This window comes from Microbacterium sp. DMC48, assembly GCF_056313825.1.
Genome location: NZ_JBQUZN010000005.1, coordinates 342,289 through 363,859 on the forward strand (window position 1 = coordinate 342,289; position 21,571 = coordinate 363,859).

Sequence of the window (21,571 nt, forward strand, 5' to 3'; positions counted from 1 at the left end):
TCGCCTCCGCCTGGGCGGGGGTGCAACACGAAGAGGGGGATGCCGGTCGGCATCCCCCTCTCACGTTCGTCCGGTCGCGGGCCGTCAGCCCTTGCCCTGGCTCGCCACGGCGGCGGCACCGGCAGCGGCGGCCTCGGGATCGAGGTAGGCGCCCGGCTCGAGCGGCATGAGGTCCTCACCGAGGCGGTACACGAGCGGAATGCCGGTGGGGATGTTCAGCTCGGCGATGTCCGCATCGCTGATGCCGTCGAGATGCTTCACGAGTCCGCGCAGCGAGTTGCCGTGCGCCGTCACGAGAACCGTCTTCCCGGCCTTCAGATCGGGAACGATCTCGTTCTCCCAGTAGGGCAGAAGGCGGTCGATGACGATCTTCAGCGACTCGGTGCGCGGGACGTCACCGTCGATGCCGGCATAGCGCGGGTCGTTCACCTGGCTGTAGGGCGAGTCGTCGGGAAGGGCCGGCGGCGGCACATCGAAAGAGCGACGCCACAGCATGAACTGCTCCTCGCCGAACTGCTCGAGGGTCTCCGCCTTGTCCTTGCCCTGGAGGTCGCCATAGTGGCGCTCATTCAGGCGCCACGACCGCTTCACGGGGATCCACAGGCGGTCGGCGGCGTCGAGCGCGATGTTGGCGGTCTGGATCGCGCGACTGAGCAGCGAGGTGTGCAGCACATCGGGCAGGATGCCGGACTCTTTCAGCAGCTCACCGCCGCGCGCGGCCTCGCCGCGACCCTGCTCGGTGAGGCGGACGTCCACCCATCCGGTGAACTGGTTGGTCTTGTTCCACTCGCTCTGCCCGTGGCGGAGGAGGATCAGCGTGTACGGCGCGGTCATGCTCGTCATCCTACCGGCGCGCGCGCTGGCATCATGGGGGGATGCCGCCGGAGAAAGCCCCCGCTCACGGGGTGGTCGGTCAGATCACGCGCGGCACGACGAACACCAATCGACTGCGTCGCATCGACCGCTGGATCGCCCGGCATCCGGCGCTGCGGCGCACCGCCGATCCGTTCGTCGTCGACCTCGGCTACGGCGCGAGCGCGGTGACCGTGCTCGAACTCGAGCGGCGCCTGCGCCTCGCGCGCCCCGACGTCGAGGTACTCGGGCTGGAGATCGACCCCGCCCGCGTCGAGCGCGCCCGCACGCAGCTCGTCGAGGTGCGCGCGGGGCGCACGGCGTTCGCGACCGATGCTCACGTCTCGTTCGCCCGCGGTGGGTTCGAGGTACCCACGCCGCGCGGACGCCGACCTGCGGTGCTGAGGGCGTTCAACGTCCTTCGGCAGTACGACGAGCACGAGGTGAAGGACGCCTGGGGGCGCATGGCGCAGCGACTGCATCCGGACGGCATTCTCGTGGAGGGCACCTGCGACGAGCTCGGCCGGATCTGCACATGGGTCGAGGTCGGCGCCGACGGGGCACCGCGAACGCTCACTCTGTCGTTGCGGCTCGCCGAACTCGCCTCGCCGTCGATCGCCGCCGAGCGCCTGCCCAAAGCTCTCATCCACCGCAATGTGCCCGGCGAGGCGGTGCACGACTTCCTCCGCGCCCTCGACGGAGAGTGGACGCGCGCCGTCGGCACCGCCTCGTTCGGCCCGGTGCAACGCTGGCGCGCCGCGCTCGACGCGATGCACGCGACGGGCTGGCCTGTGCACGGCCGGGCGCGCTGGCGTCTGGGCGAGGTCACGGTGCCGTGGAGTCTCATCGCTCCCCGCGACTGAACGCCCCGCGGCCGCTCAGACCCGCGGGATGGCAGCGCGCGCTTCGGCCGCAGGCATGCCGGCCGCGGTCATCAGGTCGACGGCCAACGGCCGCAGCGCCCCGATGAGCGTCTGATCCACGGCGGAACTGCGGTCGGCGAGGACGCGGGGGTCGAGGCGCCCGGCCACAGCGCGGATCGCCTCTCGCGCGGCGGGCTCGTAGGAGATGTCGCCCAGAGCATCGGAGATCAGCCGGGCGCCGGCGGCGAGTTCGGCGAGCAGATCGGCGGCGATCGGCCGTGGCTGTCGGTCGTCGCTGAGGTAGACGACGCGGCGCGCGATGACCCGGAGATTGCGCGTCGCGAGATCCAGGTGGTGCCGCACGCGGTCCTGCCGCTGGAACTCGGAGCGCTGGCGTCGCAGGAACGGAGAGATGCGGGCGATCTCGGAGCCCGACTCCACCCCCGCACGCCACTGGTCGACGAGGCTCTGCAGGCTGCGTGCCATGGCGAGACCGCGCTGGGCTCGCACCGGATCTCCCCGTCGCAACGCTTGGACGAGAGTCGTGACCGCGCCGTCGAACGCGGTGAGGAGCTGAGCACCCTCCCGCGTGACGGCACGCAGCGGACTGCGTGGCAGGAGAGCCGTGACCAGCAGGGCCGCCACGCCCCCGACGATCCCGTCGATCATGCGGATGAAGGGGACGCTCACGGGAATGACCATGACGATGGCCGACTGCACCGCTGCCGCGATGGCGAACGCCGGCTGCGGCGAGAGGAAGCGGGCGACGACGAGAGACGCCGCCAGTGTCAGCCCCAGTTGCCACCAGCCGATGCCGGCGACGAAGACGATGAGCTCGGCCACGAGGATGCCGACGACCATCCCGACCACGGTCTCCAGCACGCGCCGCGGGCGCGCATCGCGCACCAACCCCAGACTGGAGACCGTCACCGTCGCCGCGAGCAGGGGCGCCGCGTGTCCGAGTACGTAGTGGGCGAACGAGAACGCCGCCGTGGCCGCGACGACGATCTGGACGATGGCCGGCGCGGAGACCGCGACGCGGTCCATCCCGGCGCGGGGATGCCAGCGGGCTCGGCGACGGGTGACGATCGCCGCGGTGGACGGCCGAGAGCTCTCCGGCGATGACGCGGCGGGTGACACCGGCGTCAGCGGCGCCGGGAGAGCCGCGGCATCCGCGGGATCGATGCGGTGCGCCCGGCATCGGGGGGAACGATGACCTCCTGCGCGGCCGCGACGCGACTCTCGTCCACGGCGACCGTCAGATCGGCGTCGACCGGAACCGTGCGCTTGACGTATGCCAGCGCGATCGGCCCCTCTTCGTAGTGGCGTGCAACGGAGGTCACGGCGCCGACGACCTCGTCGTCGAGGAAGACCTCTGCGCCCCCGACGGGCAGGTCGGCATCGCTGCCATCGAGTTGCAGGGCGACGAGTCGGCGCGGCGGATGCCCCAGGTTGTGCACCTTCGCGACCGTCTCCTGGCCGCGGTAGCAGCCCTTGTCCAGGTGCACGGCGGTGCGCAACCAGTCGGCCTCGTGAGGCAGCGCGCGCCCGTCGGCCTCGGTCTCGGCGCGCGGACGCCACGCGGCGATGCGGACGGCATCGACGGCCATCCATCCCGCGATGGGCTGCTGACCCGACGCCGCGGCCTCGGCGAGGCGCGACACGGCGTCGACCGGCACGACCGCCTCCGCCCAGTCGTACGACTCCCCCGGGTGCGGCGCGGCAGCAGCGTACCCCCACCCGCCGACGGCGACCGCGGGCCACGGGTCGCGCCAGACGGCGAGGGGCTCGAGTGCAGCGACCGCTTCGGAGGTGCCGCCGATGACGCGCACCTCGTCGGAGAGATCCTGCGGCTCGACCCGCAAACGGAACCGCATGCGGCTCAGCCACGACAGGAGCGCGGCCGAACGGGAGCGGTCGACGATCAGCCACGTGCGCACACCGTCGTCCACGACGGCGGCAGCGTGTTCGACATGGCCCTGCGGGTCGAGCACGAGCAGTTCCGTGCTGGCGCCCGGAGCGAGCGCCGTCAACGCCTGGGAGGTGATGGAGTCCAGCCAGCGCAGACGGTCGACCCCGTCGATCGCGAGCACGGCGCGGTCCTCGAGCGGCGCGAGCGCGCGTCCGGCGACGAGCTCACGCTGCTCGCGCGCGGGCGCCGCCACGTGCGCCAGCCCACGCTCGTCGACGACGGCACCGGGAACGACGGTGAACGCGCTGGCGATGGGAGCAGACGGGGGCGCCTCGGACATGCTCACTCGGCCCGCGCCAGTCGTGCCGACGCGTGCGAACCGAGCTCGCCGCCGAGCGCGGCGATGTCCCACGCCCAGAGCAGGTGGCCGTCGACGAGGCCGTACATCCGTGTCGCCGCGGTGTAGACCTTCGCGCTGGCAGGGCGCACTACGGCATCCGTCGCCAGATCGATGCGCGGGCCGCGGACCTGCCCGACGTAGAGCTCGCTGATGCCGTCCGAGTGCACGATCGCGACCTCGAGATCGAAGCCGCCCTCCTGGTTGCGCAGCGACTCGACGTCGTCCGCCGTCCGCCCGGCGTCGCGCACCGCCGACGGCGGCAGCAGCGCCGGCCCGGGATCGGCCTGCCCGAGGGGGCGAGCCAGGCGCCAGTATCCGGTCTCCGCGACGAGGGGGGCGCGCGTCTCGTCGTCGGCGACGAACCATGCGCTCGCGGCGTAGTTCACGTAATCGCCGCCGTCGTGACTGAAGCTCACCCGATGGGCGAATTCGCCGCTGAAGGAGACATCGCCGGCTTCATAGTCGATGACGCCGGTGCCCTCCCAGACACCGAGCAGCCACGAGAGAGGGACGAGATCGGCCGGCAGGTCGGTCGGCAGGTCGATCATGCCGATCAGCGCTGGCCGCGGTAGAGGTTCTTGATCACGACACCCGACACGAAGACGATCGCGAGCGAGGCGAGCGCGAGCAACCCGACGAAGAAGAGTTCGAGTGCGAGCAGGTCCATACCTTCACTCTACCGTCACGCGAACATGCTGGAGAGTCCGAGACCGAGCCCGATCAGGCCCATCACCACGAACGCACCGAGAGTGCTCAGCGCCACCCGGCGCAGGAAGCCCTGCGAGTGCCCCTGCACCAGCTGCACGACGAAGGCGAGGATGAGGCAGGCGGCCATGCCCACCGGCATCCATGCGGCGCGCCACTCGCCCGGAGCGACGGCGCCGATCACGATCGCGATCACCGCGCCGGCGGCCCAGACTCCGACGATGCCGCCGTACTCGGCGCGGGGCGCCAATCCGGGAAGCGTCATCCTCCCATTGTCGCCGACACGCGCACTGCGCGCACGTCGCGCGAGCCGCCGCGCACGGCGCCCGTGCGAGCGGGTTCTAAGATGGGGGCACGGTTCGGGGGCATCCGAACCCGAAGGGACCCCCATTGGCTCAGCTTCTCGTCTTGAGTTCCGCCCCGGGCGGGGGCCCCGTCCTGCCTGCGCTCGAGCTGCTGAGCCATCGCGTCCGCCAGATTCCCGCCGAACCGGCGCAACTCGTGAACGCGCCGAGCTCGGATGTCATCTTCGTCGACGCCCGCGCCGACCTGGTCGGGGCGAAGTCGCTGTGCAAGATCCTCAACACGACGGGCCTGGACGCGCCTCTGGTACTCGTCGTGACAGAAGGCGGGCTCACCGCGGTGTCCACCGACTGGGGCATCGACGACGTGATCCTCGTCGGCGCCGGGCCCGCCGAGGTCGACGCGCGCATCCGGCTGGCGGTCGGACGTCAGTCCGCCTCTCAGGTGTCCAGTCGCATTCAGACCTCCGGCATCACGATCGATGAGTCGTCCTATTCGGCCAAGGTGCACGGCAAGCCTCTGGATCTCACCTACAAGGAGTTCCAGCTGCTGCACTTCTTCGCCACGCATCCGTCGCGCGTGTTCACGCGCGAGCAGCTGCTGAGCGAGGTGTGGGGTTACGACTACTTCGGCGGCACGCGAACCGTCGACGTGCACGTGCGACGACTGCGCGCCAAGCTCGGCGACCTGGAGCAGCTCATCGGCACGGTGCGCAACGTCGGCTATCGCTTCAACGTCTACGAGGACGATCAGATCCCCTCGTCGCACGAGGCCTCTTCGGCCTGATGACGCGGCGGCGAGCGCCGCGCGACGTCGTGGTTAACGCGTCGGTCACCTGGCCCTGACATGATGAGGGAATGATCGACACCGACGTTCTGGACACCGGACTGGGCGACGAGGACGACGACGACTTCGACGAGATGGTCGAAGACGGCGACGCCCAGCTCCCCGAGCACCGCTACATGGATCGCGAGCTCAGCTGGCTCGCCTTCAACCAGCGCGTGCTGGAGCTCGCGGAGGATCCGTCGCTGCCCGTGCTGGAGCGCAGCAACTTCCTGGCGATCTTCGCCAGCAACCTGGACGAGTTCTTCATGGTGCGCGTGGCCGGCCTCAAGCGCCGCATCGTGACCGGGCTCGCGGTGCCGACCAACGTCGGTCGCGCCCCCCAAGACGTGCTCGCCGACATCTCCGACGCTGCCCACGCCCTGCAGCTGCGTCAGGCGAACGCCTGGCTCGGGATGGTCCAGCCCGCACTCGCCGAGGCGGGCATCGAGGTCGTCTCCTGGGACGACCTGTCGGTCGATGACCGCAACGAGCTCTCCGAGTACTTCCAGTCCCAGGTGTTCCCGGTGCTGATGCCGCTCGCGGTGGACCCGGCGCATCCGTTCCCCTACATCTCCGGCCTCTCGCTGAACCTCGCGATCCGCATCCGCAACGCGAAGACGGGTCGTCAGGAGTTCGCGCGCCTGAAGGTGCCGCCCATGCTCCCGCGCTTCGTCGCCGTGCCGGGAGACGCCGGACGGGCGCGATACCTGCCGCTCGAGCAACTCATCGCCAACCATCTGGGCGACCTGTTCCCGGGTATGGAGATCCTCGAGCACCATACGTTCCGTCTCACCCGCAACGAGGACGTCGTGATCGAGGAGGACGAGACCGAGAACCTCATCCAGGCGCTCGAGGCCGAGCTGCTGCGACGCCGGTTCGGCCCGCCGATCCGTCTCGAAGTCACCGAGGACATGGACGACGTCACCCTCGACCTGCTGATCGCCGAACTCGACATCACCGAGCAGGAGGTCTACCGCCTCCCCGGCCCACTCGACCTGCGGGGTCTGTTCGACCTGTCTCGCATCGACCGTCCGGAGCTGCACTATCCGGCTCACGTGCCCACGACGGCTCCGGCCTTCCAGCCCGCCGAACAGAACGGGCGCGCCGATCTGTTCGCCGCGATCCGCAAGGGCGACGTGCTCGTGCACCACCCGTACGAGTCGTTCACCACGAGCGTCGTGAGCTTCCTCGAGCAGGCCGCGCGCGACCCGCACGTGCTCGCCATCAAGCAGACGCTCTACCGCACCTCCGGTGACAGCCCGATCGTTCAGGCGCTGATCGATGCCGCCGAACGCGGCAAGCAGGTGCTGGCTCTGGTGGAGGTCAAGGCGCGCTTCGACGAGGCGGCCAACATCGTCTGGGCGCGCAAGCTCGAGAAGGCGGGCGTGCACGTCGTCTACGGCTTGGTGGGGTTGAAGACGCACTGCAAGCTGCTGCACGTCATCCGCGAGGAGGACGGCATGCTGCGCAGCTACAGCCACATCGGCACGGGCAACTACAACCCGAAGACGAGTCGCATCTACGAGGACTTCGGCCTCTTCACCGCCGACGAGCAGGTGGGTCGCGATCTCACGCGCCTCTTCAACGAGCTCAGCGGCTACGCGATCGAGAAGAAGTTCAAGCGCCTGCTGGTGGCTCCCCTGCACCTGCGCAAGGGGCTGCTCCGTCAGATCGAGAACGAGCGACGCCACGCCCTCGAGGGAAAGCCGGCACACATCCGCATCAAGGTCAACTCGATGGTGGACGAGCAGATCATCGATGCGCTCTATCGGGCGAGCCAGGCCGGTGTCCGCGTCGATGTCTGGGTGCGCGGTATCTGCTCGCTGAAGGTCGGTCTGCCCGGCGTGAGCGACAACATCACCGTGCGCTCGATCCTGGGCCGCTACCTCGAGCACTCGCGCATCTTCGCGTTCGCCGGCGCCGGCGATCCTCAGGTGTTCATCGGCAGTGCCGACATGATGCACCGCAACCTCGACCGGCGCGTCGAAGCGCTCGTGCGCGTCGTCGCGCCGGCGCAGATCAAGGAGCTCGTCGACCTGTTCGATCTCGCGATGAGCGCTGAGACGAGTTCGTGGCACCTCGAGGACAGCGGCGAGTGGAAGCGCCACAGCACGGATGCCGACGGCAAGCCGCTCATCGATCTGCAGGACCGCACGATGGCGCAGGTGCAGCGCCGTCGTCGGGCGCGGGCGGTGCGATGACCGACACCGCCGTCTACGCGGCCGGCGGCGTCGTGTGGCGCGTGGTCGACGGCAAGCTCCGCGTGCTGGTCATCCATCGCACGGCCTATGCCGACGTCACGATCCCCAAGGGCAAGGTCGATCCCGGCGAGAGCCTCGCCGAGACCGCCGTGCGCGAGATCTTCGAGGAGACCGGAATCCGCGTGGCCCTCGGCATCCCCGTCGGCGTCTCGCGCTATCACATGCCCAACAAGCGGCAGAAGATCGTGCACTACTGGTCTGCCGAGGCGACGGATGCCGCGATCCGCACCTCCGCGTTCGTGCCCAACAAGGAGATCGCCGCCATAGAGTGGCTTTCGCCGAAGAAGGCGCTTGCGAAGCTGTCGTATCCCGTCGACGTCGAGATCATGGAGCAGTTCCTGCGCTACGTCGACGACGGTGTGCTGCAGACGTTCCCCATCGTCGTGCTGCGCCATGCCCGGGCCCTCCCCCGTGAGGACTGGGACGGCTCCGACGCGGCGCGACCGCTCACGGCTCGCGGAGCGAAGCAGGCGGCGGCCGCCGTCGGGCCGCTGCGCGCGTTCGGGGTGCGCAAGATCGTCTCCAGCGACGCCGTCCGATGCGTGACGACGGTCACCCCGCTCGCCGCGGCGATCGGCAAGGACATCCACCGCACGTCGGCGCTCGGCCAGGACGCGTGGGAGGACGGCACGTCGGACGTCCGCTCGGTCATCGGACGCCGCGTGCGCTCGCGCAAGCCCGCGGTGCTGTGCAGCCACGGCCCGGTGCTTCCCGGCATCCTGTCGGAGCTGGCGCTGGCGACGGGAACACTGCACGGTTCCTACCTCGGGAGCGCGTCCGCCCTGGAGACCGGCGCGTTCTCGGTCGTGCACCTGTCGGCGACCAACCCCGGGTCGGGCATCATCGCGATCGAGACCCACGAGCCGAAGCTGTAGGCCGGTGGAGGGGCTCCGCCTGGCGTGGGCGCGGGTGCCGGCCGCACGGCCCGATCGGCGGACGGTCGCGTGGGCTCTGTTGCGGGGGCTGCTGGCCGATGCCGGGTCGCCGCACGCGGTGCTGACCAACCCCTGCCCGAGGTGCGGCGGCCCGCACGGTCCGGTGCAGGTGGACGACGAGCGGTGGTTCGCCGCCGTGACCTACGCCGGTGCGACGGCGATCGTCGGCATCCATCCGCGGGCCGGGGCGGCGGGCTTCGCCCTCGACGCGGAACCGTTGCACGATTCCGTGCGAGAGGCGGCGGGCGGCGTGCCCGGCGGACTGCGGCGGTGGGTGCGTGTGGAGGCCGCCCTCAAGGCCACCGGTCTCGGCCTGCGGGTGGACCCGGCATCCGTCCACGTCGCGGCGCGGGACGACGGCACGGACTGGAGCGCCTCCGTGCCCGACGCGGCGCGACAGAGCGTCGTCACCGCCCGCGGTCAGGATCTCTCCTGCGGGCCGCCGGGTATCCTCCTCTGCTCCGCACTGGTCCCCTGAAAGCAGAGCGGGAGGCTCACTCTCAGCGCTCGTCTTCCCGCGGACGGCGCGCCAGCGTCACGGCGGAGCCGATGGTGAGCACGAGCCCGCCGATCAGCGCAGTCGCCGTGGCCGTCAGGAGCCACGGCGACGCGGGCGTACGCGATGCCGACTCGATGCCCAGCGTGACGGCGAGCGCAACGCCGACGAGACAGATCACCGCCCCGATGACCGACAACAGCCGCAATACGGTTGTCGAGAACATGACCGCCCCGCTCACTGACCCCAGCAGCCGACGCCGCCGGTGACGTACACGTTCAGTCTGTGTCGCACGAGTCAAGGGCCGTCTGCCAGCCCCATCCCCAGAAGCCCGTGTAGCCGCGCGCGCCCGAACACGTCGCCGCGGCGGCAGCGACGGTGCGCGCCTGCGGCGTCGTCTGGGCATCGACCGACGACGTCATGCCGACGACATCGTTGCCGGCGGCCGTGTAGGTCGCCGCGTAGTCTGCGACGTCGGGATCGCTCACCCCGGCCGCGAGTGCCGCCTCGGCGTCGAAGACGCCGGTCGCCGTGTCGGTCGCACTCTCCAACCGGGAAAGCACCCGTTCCTCTGCGGCCGACAACTGCGAGACCGGGCCGTCGAGGGGGTGCTGCGCGGAGGGAGATGACGCGGGATCCTCGGCAGCCGTGGCGGGGCTCGCCGTCAGGAGACCCCCTGCGAGGAGGGCGGCTGCGGCGAGAGCCGCCACCGGACGCAAGTGCAGTTTCATGATGATCTTCACTTCCGTCTCGATGTTCTTCCGCGTGCTCACGTGGTCGATCGGATGCTCGCTGGGCTCCGATCGCCCCGGCCGGCGCTACGGTCGCGGAAGCGGGGGCAGCGCCGTCCGGTCGAGCCACGGCGCGAAGACGTCGTCGAGGTCGCGCCCGGCGATACGGGCGGCCAGAGCGCGGAACTCGTCGGTGGTCGCGAGGGCGTGCCGGTAGGTCTCGACCCACTCATGCAGAACGCGCGAGAAGACGGCGTCACCGACGGCGCATCGCAGGGCATACAGGGTGAGAGCACCGCGCTTGTAGACGCGGTCGTCGAACATCAGGTCGGGCCCGGGATCGGAGAGGACGAGATCTTGCGGCAGCGCGCGCAGGCGCGCGTGATGCTTCGCCGCCTTCTCGGCCACCGTCGCAGCCCCGGAACGCTCGAACCACAGCCACTCGGCGAAGCACGCGAAGCCCTCATTGAGCCAGATGTCCGACCAGCTGCTCAAACCGACGCTGTTGCCGAACCACTGGTGAGCGAGCTCGTGGGCGATCAGCCGTTGCTCGTCCGGGACGAGGTGGTTGCTGCCGAAAACGGCGAGCCCCTGCGCTTCGAGAGGGATCTCGAGCTCGTCCGGCGTCACGACGAGTGTGCACGCCTCCTGCGGGTAGGCGCCGAACGACTCCTCGAACAGAGCGAGCATGGCCGGGACGTCGGCGAAGGCCCGCGCCACCTCACGGCGGAGGGTCGCGGGGGCGAAGACCCGGACGCCGTCGGCGCCGTCGAGGGCGCTCGGCTCGTACGGGCCGACGTGCACGGCGACCAGATAGGTCGCCACCGGCACGGCGGACGCCGAGGTCACCGTGGTGCGTCCGCCGGCCGTCGACATTCCGGTGGGGCGACCGGTGAGGACCGGGAGGTACCCGGCATCCGTCGTCACCGACAGCTGCATCGGCGCGCGCGCGTCCGGGCGGTCGTTGCACGGGAACCAGGTGGGCGCGCCGGTCGGCTGCGACGCGACGAGCGCGCCGTCCTCGAGCTCCTCCCAGCCGATCGTGCCCCAGCGGGACCGGCGCGGTGCCGGCGCGCCGGCGTAGACGATCTCGATCGAGAACCGCTCCCCCGGCTGCATGCGATGCGGGAGGGTGATGCGCAGCTTGCGCGGTCCCTGCGAGAAGCGGGTGCGCCGGTCTCCGTCGACGCGCACCTTCGTCGCACGCAGGCCCACGAGATCGACGCTCACGGCCGACACCGCGGTCGCCGCCACGGCGTTGATCGTCGTTCGCCCCTCGAGACGATTGGTGCGCACGCGATAGTCGATCTCCACGTCGTAGGAGTCGACGTCGAACGACGGGTCGCCGCTCTCGGGCGCGTACGGGTCGTGCCCGCTCACGAGGTCGACTGGTAGGCGCGCACCTTGACCGCGTGCCAGGGTCCGATGGGGTTTCCGCTCCAGCGCGAGCCGACGGGCACCGTCTCGCCGCGCATCACCAGGGATGCCGGTCCCACGGTCGCATGCGCGCCGATGCTGGCCGCCGGCAGGATGACACTGTGGGGCCCGAGGGTGGCCCCGGCCTCGAGTTCGACGGTGTCCATGCTCATGATTCGATCATGGAACAGGTGCGTCTGCACAACGCATCCCCGGTTGACCGTCGACCCGTCGCCCAGGGTGACGAGGTCGGGCTCCGGCAACCAGTAGCTGTCGCACCAGACGCCGCGCCCGATGGTCGAGCCCAGCGACCGCAGCCACACCGCGAGGGCCGGTGTCCCGGCGGCAGCGCGCGCGAACCAGGGAGCTGCGACCATCTCGGTGAAGGTGTCGGACACCTCGGTGCGCCAGACGAAGCTCGACCACAGCGGCTGCTCGCCGGCACGGATGGGGCCGACGATCAGCCACTTCGCCGCTGTCGAGACCCCGGCGGCGACGGCGCCCGCGGCCAGCATGACGATGCCCGACAGCAGGATCGCACCGCCGAGACCGACGGCGTCGATCAGCGCTGCCAGGGCGAAGACGACGAGCACGCCCAACGCACAGGTGACGACGACCGGCACGACGCGTCCCAGCTCCCACAGCGCGCGAGCGACGCGCAGGCGCGCCGGCGGCTGATACGTGCGCGTCTCGTCGCCCTCGGCGGTGCGTCGCCGAAGGCGTACGGCGGGCGAGCCTAGCCAGGATGAGCCCGGTTTGGCTTTCGCCGGCGCAGCCGAGAGCACCGCGACCAGCCCGTCCCGGGGAACGCGGTGTCCGGGCGCGGCCATGCCGGAGTTGCCGAGGAAGGCGCGCTTGCCGATGCGCACCGGGCCGAGGCGCATCCAGCCGCCGTGCAGCTCGTACGACGCGACCATGGTGTCGTCGGCGAGGAACGCACCGTCTTCGATGCGCGTCAGCGATGGGAGTAGCAGCACGGTGGAGGCTTCGACATCGCGGCCGACCTGCGCGCCGAGCAGGCGCAGCCATACGGGCGTGAACAGGCTCGAGTACAGCGGGAACAGGATCGCTCGCGCCGAGTCCAGCAGGCGCTCGATCGTCCATGCCTGCCAGCCGACGCGGCTGCGTACCGGGTGCACGCCCTCGTTCAGCCCGATCGACAGCACGCGAACGGTCACGACGACGACACCGGCGAAGACGACACCCGCGACCAGCACACCGGGAACAAGCCACACCAGCGCCCCGCCCAGCGCCTCGAGGAGCGACGCCGCACCCTGGATGCCGCGGGCGACGACAAGCGCGCCCGCAGAGAACGCCACCAGCGGCAGGAGTGCCAGAGCGATCGCGGAGGCGGCGTATGCCCAGAGCCAGCGGGTGGGAGCGGGGGCCCGCTCGACGGGCCACTGCGCGGATGTGCCACCCACGCGCACCGCGGGAGAGCCCGCCCACGTCTGGTCGGCTCGCACCCGTCCGAACACCGCCGACCCGGGTGCGATCTCGGCGCGGCGGCCGATCCGGGTGCCGGGAGCGAGCGTGCTGCGCGAACCCACGGTGGCGCCGGCGCCGATGCGGATGGCACCGATGCGCACGACGTCACCGTCGATCCAGTACCCCGACAGATCGACCTCGGGCTCGATGGCGGCGCCGTCTCCGATCTCGAGCATCCCGGTGATGGGCGGCAAGGCGTGCAGGTCGACAGCCGCGCCGATGCGCGCCCCGAGGGCGCGGGCGTAGTAGCTCACCCACGGCGCTCCGGCGAGACCCACGGCATCCACCTGATCGGCGATCTGCTCAGCCAGCCACAACCGGATATGCACCCAGCCGCCGCGCGGATAATCACCCGGCCGCACGCCGCGCAACAGCAGTCGGGCGCACGCCGCCGCGATCGCCATGCGCCCGAACGGCGTTGCGAACACGAGCAGCCCGACCACGACGATCACGAGCGGCGCTTCGGGCAAGACGTCGAAGCCGGGAAAGAGCCGCAAGACGGCCGAGGCGGTGAGCAGGTAGAGCATCCAGCGGATGCCGGAGAGGATGAACAGCGGCACGCCGAGCAACGTCTGCGCCCACTGGGCCCGCCGCGGCGTCGGTTCGGGGCGGTGGAAGCCGGCAGCGGCATCCTCCTGCAGACCGGTGCCGAGGGCTTTGGCCATCGCCCCCAGCCGGGGCACGTCGTAGATGTCGGCGACGGAGAACTCGGGCACGCGCGTGCGGATGCGTGACACCAGCTGCGCCGCGGCCAACGATCCGCCGCCGAGGTCGAAGAAGTCGGCCTTGCGATCGATGACCGGCATGCCGAGCACGGCCTGCCACTGCTGGGCCAGCCACGCCTCCCCCGGCGAGAGATCGGATGCCGGAAGCTCGACGTTCGGCAACGGCCAGGGCAGGGCCGCACGGTCGACCTTGCCCGACGTGCGCACGGGCAGGTCGTCGACGACGGCCAGCAGCGGCACCATGGGAGCCGGCAGCCGCGCGGCCAGATCCGCCCGCGCCGCGAGACGATCGAAATCCGCAGGCGCCGCGAGGTAGCCGACGAGCACGGGCACCCCGGCCTCGGTGGTGCGAACGGCCGCCGCGGCGCCGGTGACGCCCGGCAGGTCCTGCAGAGCGGCCTCGACCTCGCCGAGCTCGATACGTCGCCCGCCGACCTTCACCTGGTCGTCGGCGCGGCCCTGGAACACGAGCCCCGCGGGCTCGAAGCGGACGAGGTCGCCGGAACGGTAGGCGCGGTCCCAGCCGAGCGTCGGGAACGGGGCGTACTTCTCAGCATCCTTCGCGGGATCGAGGTAACGTGCCAGCCCCACACCGGCGATGATCAGCTCGCCGACGCCGCCCTCGCCGACCGGCTGCCCGTCACCGTCGACCACCGCGAGCAGCCACCCGTCCAGCGGCAGGCCGATGCGAACCGGCGCCGACCCGTCGAGCGGGGCGGCGCATGCCACGACCGTCGCCTCGGTCGGACCGTACGTGTTCCACACCTCGCGCCCCTCGGCGACGAGGCGCGCCGCGAGCTCGGGCGGGCAGGCCTCGCCACCGAAGATGAGCAGGCGCACGTTCTCGATGGACTCCGCCGGCCACATCGCGGCCAGCGTGGGCACCGTGGACACGACAGTGATGCTCTGGCGCAGCAACCACGGGGCGAGATCCTCGCCGGAGCGCACCAGCGACCGCGGCGCCGGAACGAGACATGCACCGTGACGCCACGCGAGCCACATCTCCTCGCATGAGGCGTCGAAGGCCACGGACAGTCCGGCGAGCACGCGGTCGTCGGGTCCCAGCGGCGCATGGGGAACGAACAGGCGAGCCTCGGCATCCACGAAGGCGGCCGCCGCGCGGTGGGTGACCGCAACGCCCTTGGGCACGCCCGTGGAGCCGGACGTGAAGATGATCCAGGCGTCGTCGTCGACGTTCGGCGGCGGCACCGCCACGACCGCCTGTGTCGCGGGGTGAGGCGCCTCACCGTCGAAGAGATCATTCGCCACGGCGGCTTCTTCGGATGCCGGGGCGTACGTGCCCGTGCCGGTGATGACGCCGCGCACGGCAGCCTCTCCGAAGACCAGCCGCGCACGCTCGTCGGGGTCATCTGCGTCGACGGGCACGTACGCTGCACCGGCGGCGAGGACGCCGAGGATCGCGATGTACAGCTCTTTCGAACCCGACGGCATCCGCACGCCGACGCGATCGCCGCGTCGAACGCCCGCTTCATGCAGGCGCGCCGCGGTCGCGCCCACCCGCGCCAGCATCTCGCGATAGCTCAGGGCGCCCGAACCGTCGTCGATCGCGGAGGCTTCGGGAAACGCGCGCGCCGTGGCACGCAACACGTCCAGCAGCGTGCGGGCCGGGGCCGCAGCCTCCGCGCGACCGAGGAGCGCCCGGGGTGAATCGTCCACGTCAGGAGAGCAGTTCGATCAGCTGCGCCTTCGTTAGGCGTGAGTAGCCCGTTCGGCCGGCGGAGCGCGCACGTTCGCGCAGCTGCACGACGGTGAGGGCGCTCAGGTCCGCGTCGTCATCCGTGGGCTGCGGCGCGCCCGTGTCCGCGGGGGCGGCGAGCTCGGCGGCGAGCGCCTCATCGGCCGCATGCGCGTCGAGCTCGGCGCGCGCGGCAGCGGCCTCCGCGCGGCGTGCGGCCTTCTTGAGCGCCTTCGCCTCGGCTGCCTCCGCCGCTGCGCGCGCAGCGGAACTCTCCGCCTCCTGGGCCGCACGGCGCGCCTCGGCACGCAGCCGCGCCTTGCGATCCGCGGCGGCGACGGCCTTGGCGACCGCTCGTTCGAGCCGCTGGAGCGCCCGCTCCGCCTGACGGGTGACCTTCCGGGGTTTGCGGCGCAGCTTCTTCTTCGATACGTCGGCGGCGTCACGCGCCTCGTCGATGTACTCCTCGAGGCCGGCGGCCAGCTTCTTCGGAAGGTTCTTCGCCGTCTTGGCCGCCGTCTTGGCCGCCGCGGAAGCGTCGGTGATGGCGCTGCGCGCGGCGCGTTCGCTCTTGCTCGTCGTACCCATGGCCGACATCGTAGGGGTGTCATGTGAACCAACGGCGAACCGTTGCCGCCGCGCCGCACGCGATCGCTCGAGATCGTTAACCTCTCGTTCACCTCTGCACCGCCGGCCGGTAAGAGTGGCTGTCTAGCGTCGGGGCGTGCCCTGCACCGGGCCCGCATTTCCCACACAACGTGAAGGATTCACAGTGAAGCTCACCCGTATCTCCCAGCTGGGCGCCATCGCGGCCGTCGCCGCCCTCGCCCTCACGGGCTGCGCGTCGTCCGGCAGCAACACGCCGGCCGAGAGCGCGAGCCCGACCGCCACCAGCTCGGATGTCGCCTTCCAGATCGACCCCAGCCTCAGCGGCACCATCACCGCCGGCGGATCCAGCGCGCAGTCCAACGCCCAGCAGGCATGGACGACCGCGTACAACGCGACCGCCAAGAACGTGAAGATCAACTACGACAAGTCGCAGGGCTCCGGCGGCGGCGTGACCAACTTCCTGAGCGGCGCCTACGACTTCGCCGGTTCGGACTCGCCCCTCAACGCCGACCAGACGGCGCAGTCGAAGGCGCTGTGCACCGAGGGCGGCATCAACATCCCGATCTACCTCGACGGTGTCGCGATCATCTTCAACATCCCGGGTGTCACCTCGCTGAAGCTCAGCGGTGAGACGATCGCCAAGATCTTCGCCCTGCAGATCACCGACTGGTCCGACCCGGCCATCACCAAGGACAACGGCACGGCTCTGCCCGCCGGCGCGATCACCACGGTCGCCCGTTCGGACGGCTCCGGCACGACCCAGAACTTCACCAACTACCTCGCCGCGACCCAGTCGTCGGTGTGGACCTTCCCGGCGGGCAAGGACTGGCCGGTTCAGGGCAACGTCTCCAAGCAGAAGGGCGGCTCGGGCGTCGTCGAGGCCGTCAAGGCGGGCTCGGGCACCATCGGCTACGCCGACCACTCCGCGATCGGTTCGCTCAACGCGGCCTCGATCGTCACCAACGGCAACGCCGTCGCCTTCAGCGGCGAGGCCGTCTCGAAGACCTTCGACGTGGCCGCAGTCGACGCCTCCAACGGTGTCGCCGGTGACCTGTCGAAGAAGTTCGACTACACCAAGCTGACCGCTGACGCCTACCCGATCCCGCTGGTCTCCTACGCGGTCGTCTGCTCGACCTTCAAGGACGCCAAGCAGGCTGAGCTCGTGAAGTCGTACCTCGGCTTCGTCACCAGCTCGCTCGGCCAGTCGGTCGCCGAGAAGAACGCCGGCTCCGCGCCGCTGCCGGAGTCCGTCCTCGCCGCCGCCGCGAAGACGCTCTCCGCGATCAAGTAACACCTCGTCCCGGTCCGGTCTGCGCGGCTACGCTGCGCAGACCGGACCTGGCTGAGCAGGCTCGTCGATCCGCGATCGACGGTCCTGCTGAGTCGGACACACACCCGGACTCTGCGATCCCGACCCGAGGAGAACACATGACCCTGCCCGACCCGGGGGCTCGTCGTGGCTGACGTCAAGACCGCACCCGTGCACAAGCCGGCATCCAACATCGTCGGTAAGCGGCGCGCCGGCGACTCGGTGTTCCTGGGTCTGTCGACCACGGCCGCCGTGTCGATCATGATCATCCTCGCGGGCGTCGCGATCTTCCTCATCCTCAAGGGGCTTCCGGCCATCACGGCCAACTGGTCGCAGGGCGACCTTGCCGGATACCAGAACTCCAACTGGTCGAGCTTCTGGGACTATGTCGCACCGCTGCTGTGGGGAAGCATCTGGGCGGCGCTGATCGCCATGGTCCTCGGCACGCCTGTCGCGATCGGCATCGCCCTGTTCATCTCGCACTACGCGCCGCGACGCATCGCCGGCTTCCTCGGCTACATCATCGATCTGCTGGCCGCCGTACCCTCCATCGTCTTCGGCCTCTGGGGCATCATCGTGATGCGCCCGCTGCTGCTGCCGCTCGCCGACTTCCTCAACCAGTACTTCGGCTGGATCCCGCTGTTCCAAGGACCGGTGTCGAGCACCGGCTCGACGATGCTCGCCGGTGGCGTGGTCCTGGCCGTGATGATCCTGCCGATCGTGACATCGATCACTCGCGAGATCTTCCTGCAGACGCCGCGTCTGCACGAGGAAGCAGCCCTCGCTCTCGGTGCGACGCGCTGGGAGATGGTGCGCCTGGCGGTGCTCCCCTACGCCCGCAGCGGCATGGTTTCGGCGACGCTGCTCGGCCTCGGCCGTGCATTGGGCGAGACGATGGCGATCGCCCTGATCGTCTCGCCGAGCCTCATCTTCTCGGTGGCTCTGCTCACCGACGGCTACAACTCGCAGACGATCGCCGCGAACATCGCGCTCAACTTCCCGATCGCCACCGACCTGCAGCGCTCCGCACTGATCGGCACCGGTCTGATGCTGTTCGTGGTCTCCCTCGCCGTGAACATGCTGGCCCGCTACATCATCGCGGCCACAGGTCCCGGCGCGAAGGGCCGCAAGAGAGGAAAGCGCTCGTGAGCGAGCTCACCACCCCCGTGGCCACGTCGTCCACGCCGCCCCTGTCGCTCACCAGCGGTCAGCTGCCGCGGTTCATCGAGCCCATCGTCCTCGTCGTCTCGCTCGCCGTCATCGCCGCCCTCCAGCTCGTGCTCGGCGGCTTCAACGTCGCCACCTGGCTGATCCTCAGCGCGATCGTCTACCTGATCGCCATCGGCGTCTTCTCCGCGATCGTCGAAGGCAGGCGCAAGTCGACCGACCGCGTCGTGCGCGGCCTGGTCACCGTGGCCTTCGTCCTGGCCGTGGCACCGCTCATCTCGACGCTGTGGACCGTGTTCTCCAAGGGCATGGGCGTCATGTCGTGGGACTTCATCACCAAGGTGGGCGGGACGGCGTTCGACCCCAACACCCTGGCCGTCGTCTCGACCCCCGGCGCGCTGCAGGCCATCGTCGGAACGCTGATCATCACGGGGATCGCGGCGCTGATCTCGGTGCCGATCGGCATCCTCGCGGCGGTCTACCTCGTCGAGTACGCGCAGCCGAAGAACCCTCTGCGGCGCACGATCACGTTCCTGGTCGACGTGATGACGGGCATTCCCTCGATCGTCGCCGGTCTGTTCGCCTTCTCGCTCTTCGCCCTGATCGTCGGCCCCAAGGCGTTCAGCGGCTTCTCGGCATCCATCGCCCTGTCGGTGCTCATGATCCCGATCGTGATCCGCTCCACCGAGGAGATGCTGCGCCTGGTGCCGGCCGACCTCCGGGAGGCGTCGTTCGCTCTCGGGGTGCCGCGCTCGATCACGATCATCAAGGTCGTGCTGCGTACCGCTGCCAGCGGCATCATCACCGGCGTCGTCCTCGCCGTGGCCCGTGTCATCGGCGAGACCGCGCCGATCTTCATCGCCGCGAGCTTCACCGACAACTTCAACTCCGACCCGTTCAACGGTGCGATGCAGACCCTGCCGGTCATGGCCTACACGGCCTACAGTTTCCCGGGGCAGGACATCGACGCCTCTCAGGCCCAGGCCTGGGGCGCGGCGCTGCTGCTGGTCATCCTCGTCGTCATCTTCAACCTGATCGCCCGGATCGTCGCGATGGTCTTCGCGCCGAAGGCACGCTAAGCAAGGAAGGCCCCTGTGTCCAAGCGCATCGAAGTCGAAAACCTCAACGTCTACTACGGCGATTTCCTCGCCGTGGAGGGCGTCTCCATGGACATCGAGCCCCGCGCCGTGACGGCGTTCATCGGGCCGTCCGGCTGCGGAAAGTCCACGTTCCTCCGCACGCTCAACCGCATGCACGAGGTCATCCCGGGCGCCCACGTCGAGGGCAAGGTCCTCGTCGACGGCGACGACCTCTACGGCGCCGGTGTCGATCCGGTGCTCGTGCGTCGCCACGTGGGCATGGTGTTCCAGCGCCCCAACCCGTTCCCGACGATGTCGATCAAGGAGAACGTGCTGGCGGGCGTCAAGCTCAACAACAAGCGCATCTCCAAGAGCGACGCCGACGCCCTCGTCGAGCGCTCGCTGCAGGGCGCGAACCTGTGGAACGAGGTCAAGGACCGTCTCGACAAGCCCGGTGCGGGCCTGTCGGGCGGTCAGCAGCAGCGTCTGTGCATCGCGCGCGCGATCGCGGTCTCCCCCGACGTGCTGCTGATGGACGAGCCGTGCTCGGCCCTGGACCCGATCTCGACCTTCGCGATCGAGGAGCTCATCCAGGAGCTGAAGACCGACTACACGATCGTCATCGTCACCCACAACATGCAGCAGGCCTCGCGCGTGTCCGACAAGACGGCGTTCTTCAACATCGCCGGTACCGGCAAGCCCGGCAAGCTCATCGAGTACGACAACACCGACACCATTTTCACGGCCCCGTCCGTTCAGGCGACCGAGGACTACGTCTCCGGCCGCTTCGGCTGATCCCCCCTTCCCCGCGGAGACGCCTTGCAGTTCGGCATCGGTCCTGCCGGGGGGATGCGGCGCACGCGGCCCGTGGGCCGCGGTCAGTCGCGCGGGCTGAGCAGGTAGTCGTTCATGGATGCCGTGAGAGCGGCATCCATCTCGAGCTCGCGCTCGTCGATCGCCGTGATCGGAGCGGCGAGGCGCACGCTGGAGACCAGCCATGCCGCATCGGCCGTGTGCAGTTCGGAGACGGGAATCGTCTCGTAGGCGGTCTCGAACCCTCGCGCCTCGAGGTGTTCGAACAGGCTCAGCTGCGTGGTCCCGTGCAGGATGCCGGCGTTCGGCGCTGGCGTGACGAAGGTGGTGCCGCGGCGCAGGATCAGCGACGCGGTCGGCGCTTCGAGCACGAAGGCGTCGCTCGTCGTGAAGATCGCGTCGTCCGCGCCGCGGCGGTGCGCCTCGCGCAGAGCCGCCATGTTCACGGCGTACGACAGCGTCTTCGCCCCCAGCAGCAGCCACGGCGCTCGGGCGGGCGTGTCGAGCGCATACCCGCGATCGAGGGTCACCACGCGGATGCCGCGCGAGCGTGCGGCCGAGAAATCAGCGGCCGGCGCCGCAGTCACCCACGCGGTGGGCGTCGGACCGTGCTCGATGCCCCGACTCAGGATGAGCTTGATGACCGCCTCGCCTGCGCCGCACGCGGCGGCGGCCAGGGCGACCGCCTGACGCCACTGCTCAAGGTGGGGATGCGGCAGGTCGCACAGCCCCGCCGAATGCGCGAGACGCGACAGGTGGGCTTCGACCTCCTGGGCGTGACCGTCGACGACGCCGATCGATTCGAAGATGCCGTCGCCGCGCTGAGTGCTGAGCTCGCCGACCGTCAGTGCTGGAGCCGCCGGGTCGACTTCGGTGAACGTCGCCGCGAAATCGTTGCGGGAATCACCGCTGTCGGCGGGGTCGATCATCAACGCGAAGTGCCAGGCCATGCCCCGAGCCTAGACCGCGGGAATAGCCCGAAGGGA

The 21,571-nt window shown here is 70.1% G+C and carries 20 protein-coding genes; 9 read left to right on the forward strand and 11 right to left on the reverse strand.

Translation table 11 applies throughout. From position 1 onward, the window contains the following. Positions 1 to 84 precede the first annotated feature (84 nt). A complete protein-coding gene (locus ACT53O_RS10725; protein ID WP_036315343.1) occupies positions 85 to 834 on the reverse strand; it encodes a phosphoglyceromutase in 750 nt (249 codons plus the stop codon). A gap of 41 nt (positions 835 to 875) precedes the next feature. Here ACT53O_RS10725 and ACT53O_RS10730 point away from each other — a divergent pair, with 41 nt between their 5' ends. Beyond that, positions 876 to 1,715 (forward strand): class I SAM-dependent methyltransferase, encoded by an 840-nt coding sequence (locus ACT53O_RS10730; RefSeq protein WP_036315344.1) that lies wholly within the window; start codon positions 876 to 878, stop codon positions 1,713 to 1,715. 15 nt (positions 1,716 to 1,730) lie between these two features. On the opposite strand, the gene ACT53O_RS10735 is transcribed toward ACT53O_RS10730, so the two are convergent. From ACT53O_RS10735 to ACT53O_RS10750, 4 genes are all read right to left on the reverse strand, one after another. Further along, positions 1,731 to 2,762, reverse strand: coding sequence for an FUSC family protein (locus ACT53O_RS10735; RefSeq protein ID WP_239498557.1), 1,032 nt, complete (start codon positions 2,760 to 2,762; stop codon positions 1,731 to 1,733). A 98-nt stretch (positions 2,763 to 2,860) separates the two neighbouring features. Then, positions 2,861 to 3,967: a CAF17-like 4Fe-4S cluster assembly/insertion protein YgfZ gene (gene ygfZ, locus ACT53O_RS10740; protein WP_476152311.1), complete on the reverse strand. Its 1,107-nt coding sequence runs from the start codon at positions 3,965 to 3,967 to the stop codon at positions 2,861 to 2,863. A 2-nt stretch (positions 3,968 to 3,969) separates the two neighbouring features. Then, positions 3,970 to 4,575 (reverse strand): nitrobindin family protein, encoded by a 606-nt coding sequence (locus ACT53O_RS10745; protein ID WP_112930953.1) that lies wholly within the window; start codon positions 4,573 to 4,575, stop codon positions 3,970 to 3,972. A gap of 134 nt (positions 4,576 to 4,709) precedes the next feature. Then, a complete protein-coding gene (locus tag ACT53O_RS10750) occupies positions 4,710 to 4,997 on the reverse strand; it encodes a hypothetical protein (protein WP_036315349.1) in 288 nt (95 codons plus the stop codon). 125 nt (positions 4,998 to 5,122) lie between these two features. On the opposite strand from ACT53O_RS10750, the gene ACT53O_RS10755 reads away from it, so the two are divergent. From ACT53O_RS10755 to ACT53O_RS10770, 4 genes are all read left to right on the forward strand, one after another. Continuing rightward, a complete protein-coding gene (locus ACT53O_RS10755) occupies positions 5,123 to 5,821 on the forward strand; it encodes a response regulator transcription factor (protein ID WP_016464486.1) in 699 nt (232 codons plus the stop codon). A gap of 71 nt (positions 5,822 to 5,892) precedes the next feature. Continuing rightward, a complete protein-coding gene (locus ACT53O_RS10760; protein WP_036315351.1) occupies positions 5,893 to 8,061 on the forward strand; it encodes an RNA degradosome polyphosphate kinase in 2,169 nt (722 codons plus the stop codon). After that, complete coding sequence (locus ACT53O_RS10765) at positions 8,058 to 8,996, forward strand: NUDIX hydrolase (protein ID WP_112930952.1); 939 nt, start codon at positions 8,058 to 8,060, stop codon at positions 8,994 to 8,996. The genes ACT53O_RS10760 and ACT53O_RS10765 overlap by 4 nt, the downstream gene beginning before the upstream one ends. A gap of 4 nt (positions 8,997 to 9,000) precedes the next feature. Next, positions 9,001 to 9,534 carry a 4'-phosphopantetheinyl transferase family protein gene (locus tag ACT53O_RS10770; RefSeq protein ID WP_476152315.1) on the forward strand — a complete coding sequence of 178 codons (534 nt, stop codon included), beginning with the start codon at positions 9,001 to 9,003 and terminating at the stop codon, positions 9,532 to 9,534. Between the two features lie 22 nt (positions 9,535 to 9,556). On the opposite strand, the gene ACT53O_RS10775 is transcribed toward ACT53O_RS10770, so the two are convergent. Genes ACT53O_RS10775 through ACT53O_RS10795 form a run of 5 tightly spaced genes read right to left on the reverse strand, consistent with a single transcriptional unit; the run spans position 9,557 to position 16,196 of the window. Continuing rightward, complete coding sequence (locus tag ACT53O_RS10775; RefSeq protein ID WP_476152317.1) at positions 9,557 to 9,778, reverse strand: hypothetical protein; 222 nt, start codon at positions 9,776 to 9,778, stop codon at positions 9,557 to 9,559. A gap of 52 nt (positions 9,779 to 9,830) precedes the next feature. Further along, on the reverse strand, positions 9,831 to 10,325 hold the full coding sequence (locus ACT53O_RS10780; protein ID WP_476152319.1) for a hypothetical protein: 495 nt from the start codon (positions 10,323 to 10,325) through the stop codon (positions 9,831 to 9,833). Between the two features lie 45 nt (positions 10,326 to 10,370). Then, a complete protein-coding gene (locus ACT53O_RS10785) occupies positions 10,371 to 11,663 on the reverse strand; it encodes a M1 family metallopeptidase (RefSeq protein ID WP_036315652.1) in 1,293 nt (430 codons plus the stop codon). Further along, on the reverse strand, positions 11,660 to 15,589 hold the full coding sequence (locus tag ACT53O_RS10790; protein WP_476152322.1) for a Pls/PosA family non-ribosomal peptide synthetase: 3,930 nt from the start codon (positions 15,587 to 15,589) through the stop codon (positions 11,660 to 11,662). Before ACT53O_RS10790 ends, ACT53O_RS10785 begins: the two co-directional genes overlap by 4 nt. Position 15,590: 1 nt before the next feature. Then, positions 15,591 to 16,196, reverse strand: coding sequence for a Rho termination factor N-terminal domain-containing protein (locus ACT53O_RS10795; RefSeq protein ID WP_239498556.1), 606 nt, complete (start codon positions 16,194 to 16,196; stop codon positions 15,591 to 15,593). Positions 16,197 to 16,380: 184 nt separating this feature from the next. Between ACT53O_RS10795 and ACT53O_RS10800 the strand changes: the two genes are divergently transcribed. The 4 genes from ACT53O_RS10800 (at position 16,381) to pstB (ending at position 20,567) form a co-directional block, all read left to right on the forward strand. Continuing rightward, positions 16,381 to 17,508 carry a phosphate ABC transporter substrate-binding protein PstS gene (locus ACT53O_RS10800; RefSeq protein WP_112930946.1) on the forward strand — a complete coding sequence of 376 codons (1,128 nt, stop codon included), beginning with the start codon at positions 16,381 to 16,383 and terminating at the stop codon, positions 17,506 to 17,508. A gap of 165 nt (positions 17,509 to 17,673) precedes the next feature. Next, the gene (pstC, locus tag ACT53O_RS10805; protein WP_112930945.1) at positions 17,674 to 18,675 is read left to right on the forward strand and encodes a phosphate ABC transporter permease subunit PstC; all 1,002 of its coding nucleotides are present in this window, start codon (positions 17,674 to 17,676) and stop codon (positions 18,673 to 18,675) included. Beyond that, positions 18,672 to 19,772, forward strand: a complete 1,101-nt coding sequence (gene pstA, locus ACT53O_RS10810) for a phosphate ABC transporter permease PstA (protein WP_112930944.1) — start codon at positions 18,672 to 18,674, stop codon at positions 19,770 to 19,772. Before pstC ends, pstA begins: the two co-directional genes overlap by 4 nt. A 15-nt stretch (positions 19,773 to 19,787) precedes the next feature. Next, positions 19,788 to 20,567: a phosphate ABC transporter ATP-binding protein PstB gene (gene pstB / locus ACT53O_RS10815; protein ID WP_039411779.1), complete on the forward strand. Its 780-nt coding sequence runs from the start codon at positions 19,788 to 19,790 to the stop codon at positions 20,565 to 20,567. A gap of 83 nt (positions 20,568 to 20,650) precedes the next feature. On the opposite strand, the gene ACT53O_RS10820 is transcribed toward pstB, so the two are convergent. Continuing rightward, positions 20,651 to 21,535 (reverse strand): aminodeoxychorismate lyase, encoded by an 885-nt coding sequence (locus ACT53O_RS10820; protein ID WP_036318905.1) that lies wholly within the window; start codon positions 21,533 to 21,535, stop codon positions 20,651 to 20,653. Positions 21,536 to 21,571: the final 36 nt, after the last annotated feature.

Excerpts from the sequence above, each read along its gene's own strand:
- ACT53O_RS10750 (WP_036315349.1), bottom strand. The coding sequence starts at position 4,997 with ATGACGCTTCCCGGATTGGCGCCCCGCGCCGAGTACGGCGGCATCGTC.
- ACT53O_RS10735 (WP_239498557.1), bottom strand. The coding sequence starts at position 2,762 with ATGGACCGCGTCGCGGTCTCCGCGCCGGCCATCGTCCAGATCGTCGTC.
- ACT53O_RS10730 (WP_036315344.1), top strand. The coding sequence starts at position 876 with ATGCCGCCGGAGAAAGCCCCCGCTCACGGGGTGGTCGGTCAGATCACG.
- ACT53O_RS10760 (WP_036315351.1), top strand. The coding sequence starts at position 5,893 with ATGATCGACACCGACGTTCTGGACACCGGACTGGGCGACGAGGACGAC.
- ygfZ (WP_476152311.1), bottom strand. The coding sequence starts at position 3,967 with ATGTCCGAGGCGCCCCCGTCTGCTCCCATCGCCAGCGCGTTCACCGTC.
- ACT53O_RS10745 (WP_112930953.1), bottom strand. The coding sequence starts at position 4,575 with ATGATCGACCTGCCGACCGACCTGCCGGCCGATCTCGTCCCTCTCTCG.
- ACT53O_RS10820 (WP_036318905.1), bottom strand. The coding sequence starts at position 21,535 with ATGGCCTGGCACTTCGCGTTGATGATCGACCCCGCCGACAGCGGTGAT.
- ACT53O_RS10795 (WP_239498556.1), bottom strand. The coding sequence starts at position 16,196 with ATGGGTACGACGAGCAAGAGCGAACGCGCCGCGCGCAGCGCCATCACC.
- ACT53O_RS10765 (WP_112930952.1), top strand. The coding sequence starts at position 8,058 with ATGACCGACACCGCCGTCTACGCGGCCGGCGGCGTCGTGTGGCGCGTG.
- ACT53O_RS10725 (WP_036315343.1), bottom strand. The coding sequence starts at position 834 with ATGACCGCGCCGTACACGCTGATCCTCCTCCGCCACGGGCAGAGCGAG.
- ACT53O_RS10775 (WP_476152317.1), bottom strand. The coding sequence starts at position 9,778 with ATGTTCTCGACAACCGTATTGCGGCTGTTGTCGGTCATCGGGGCGGTG.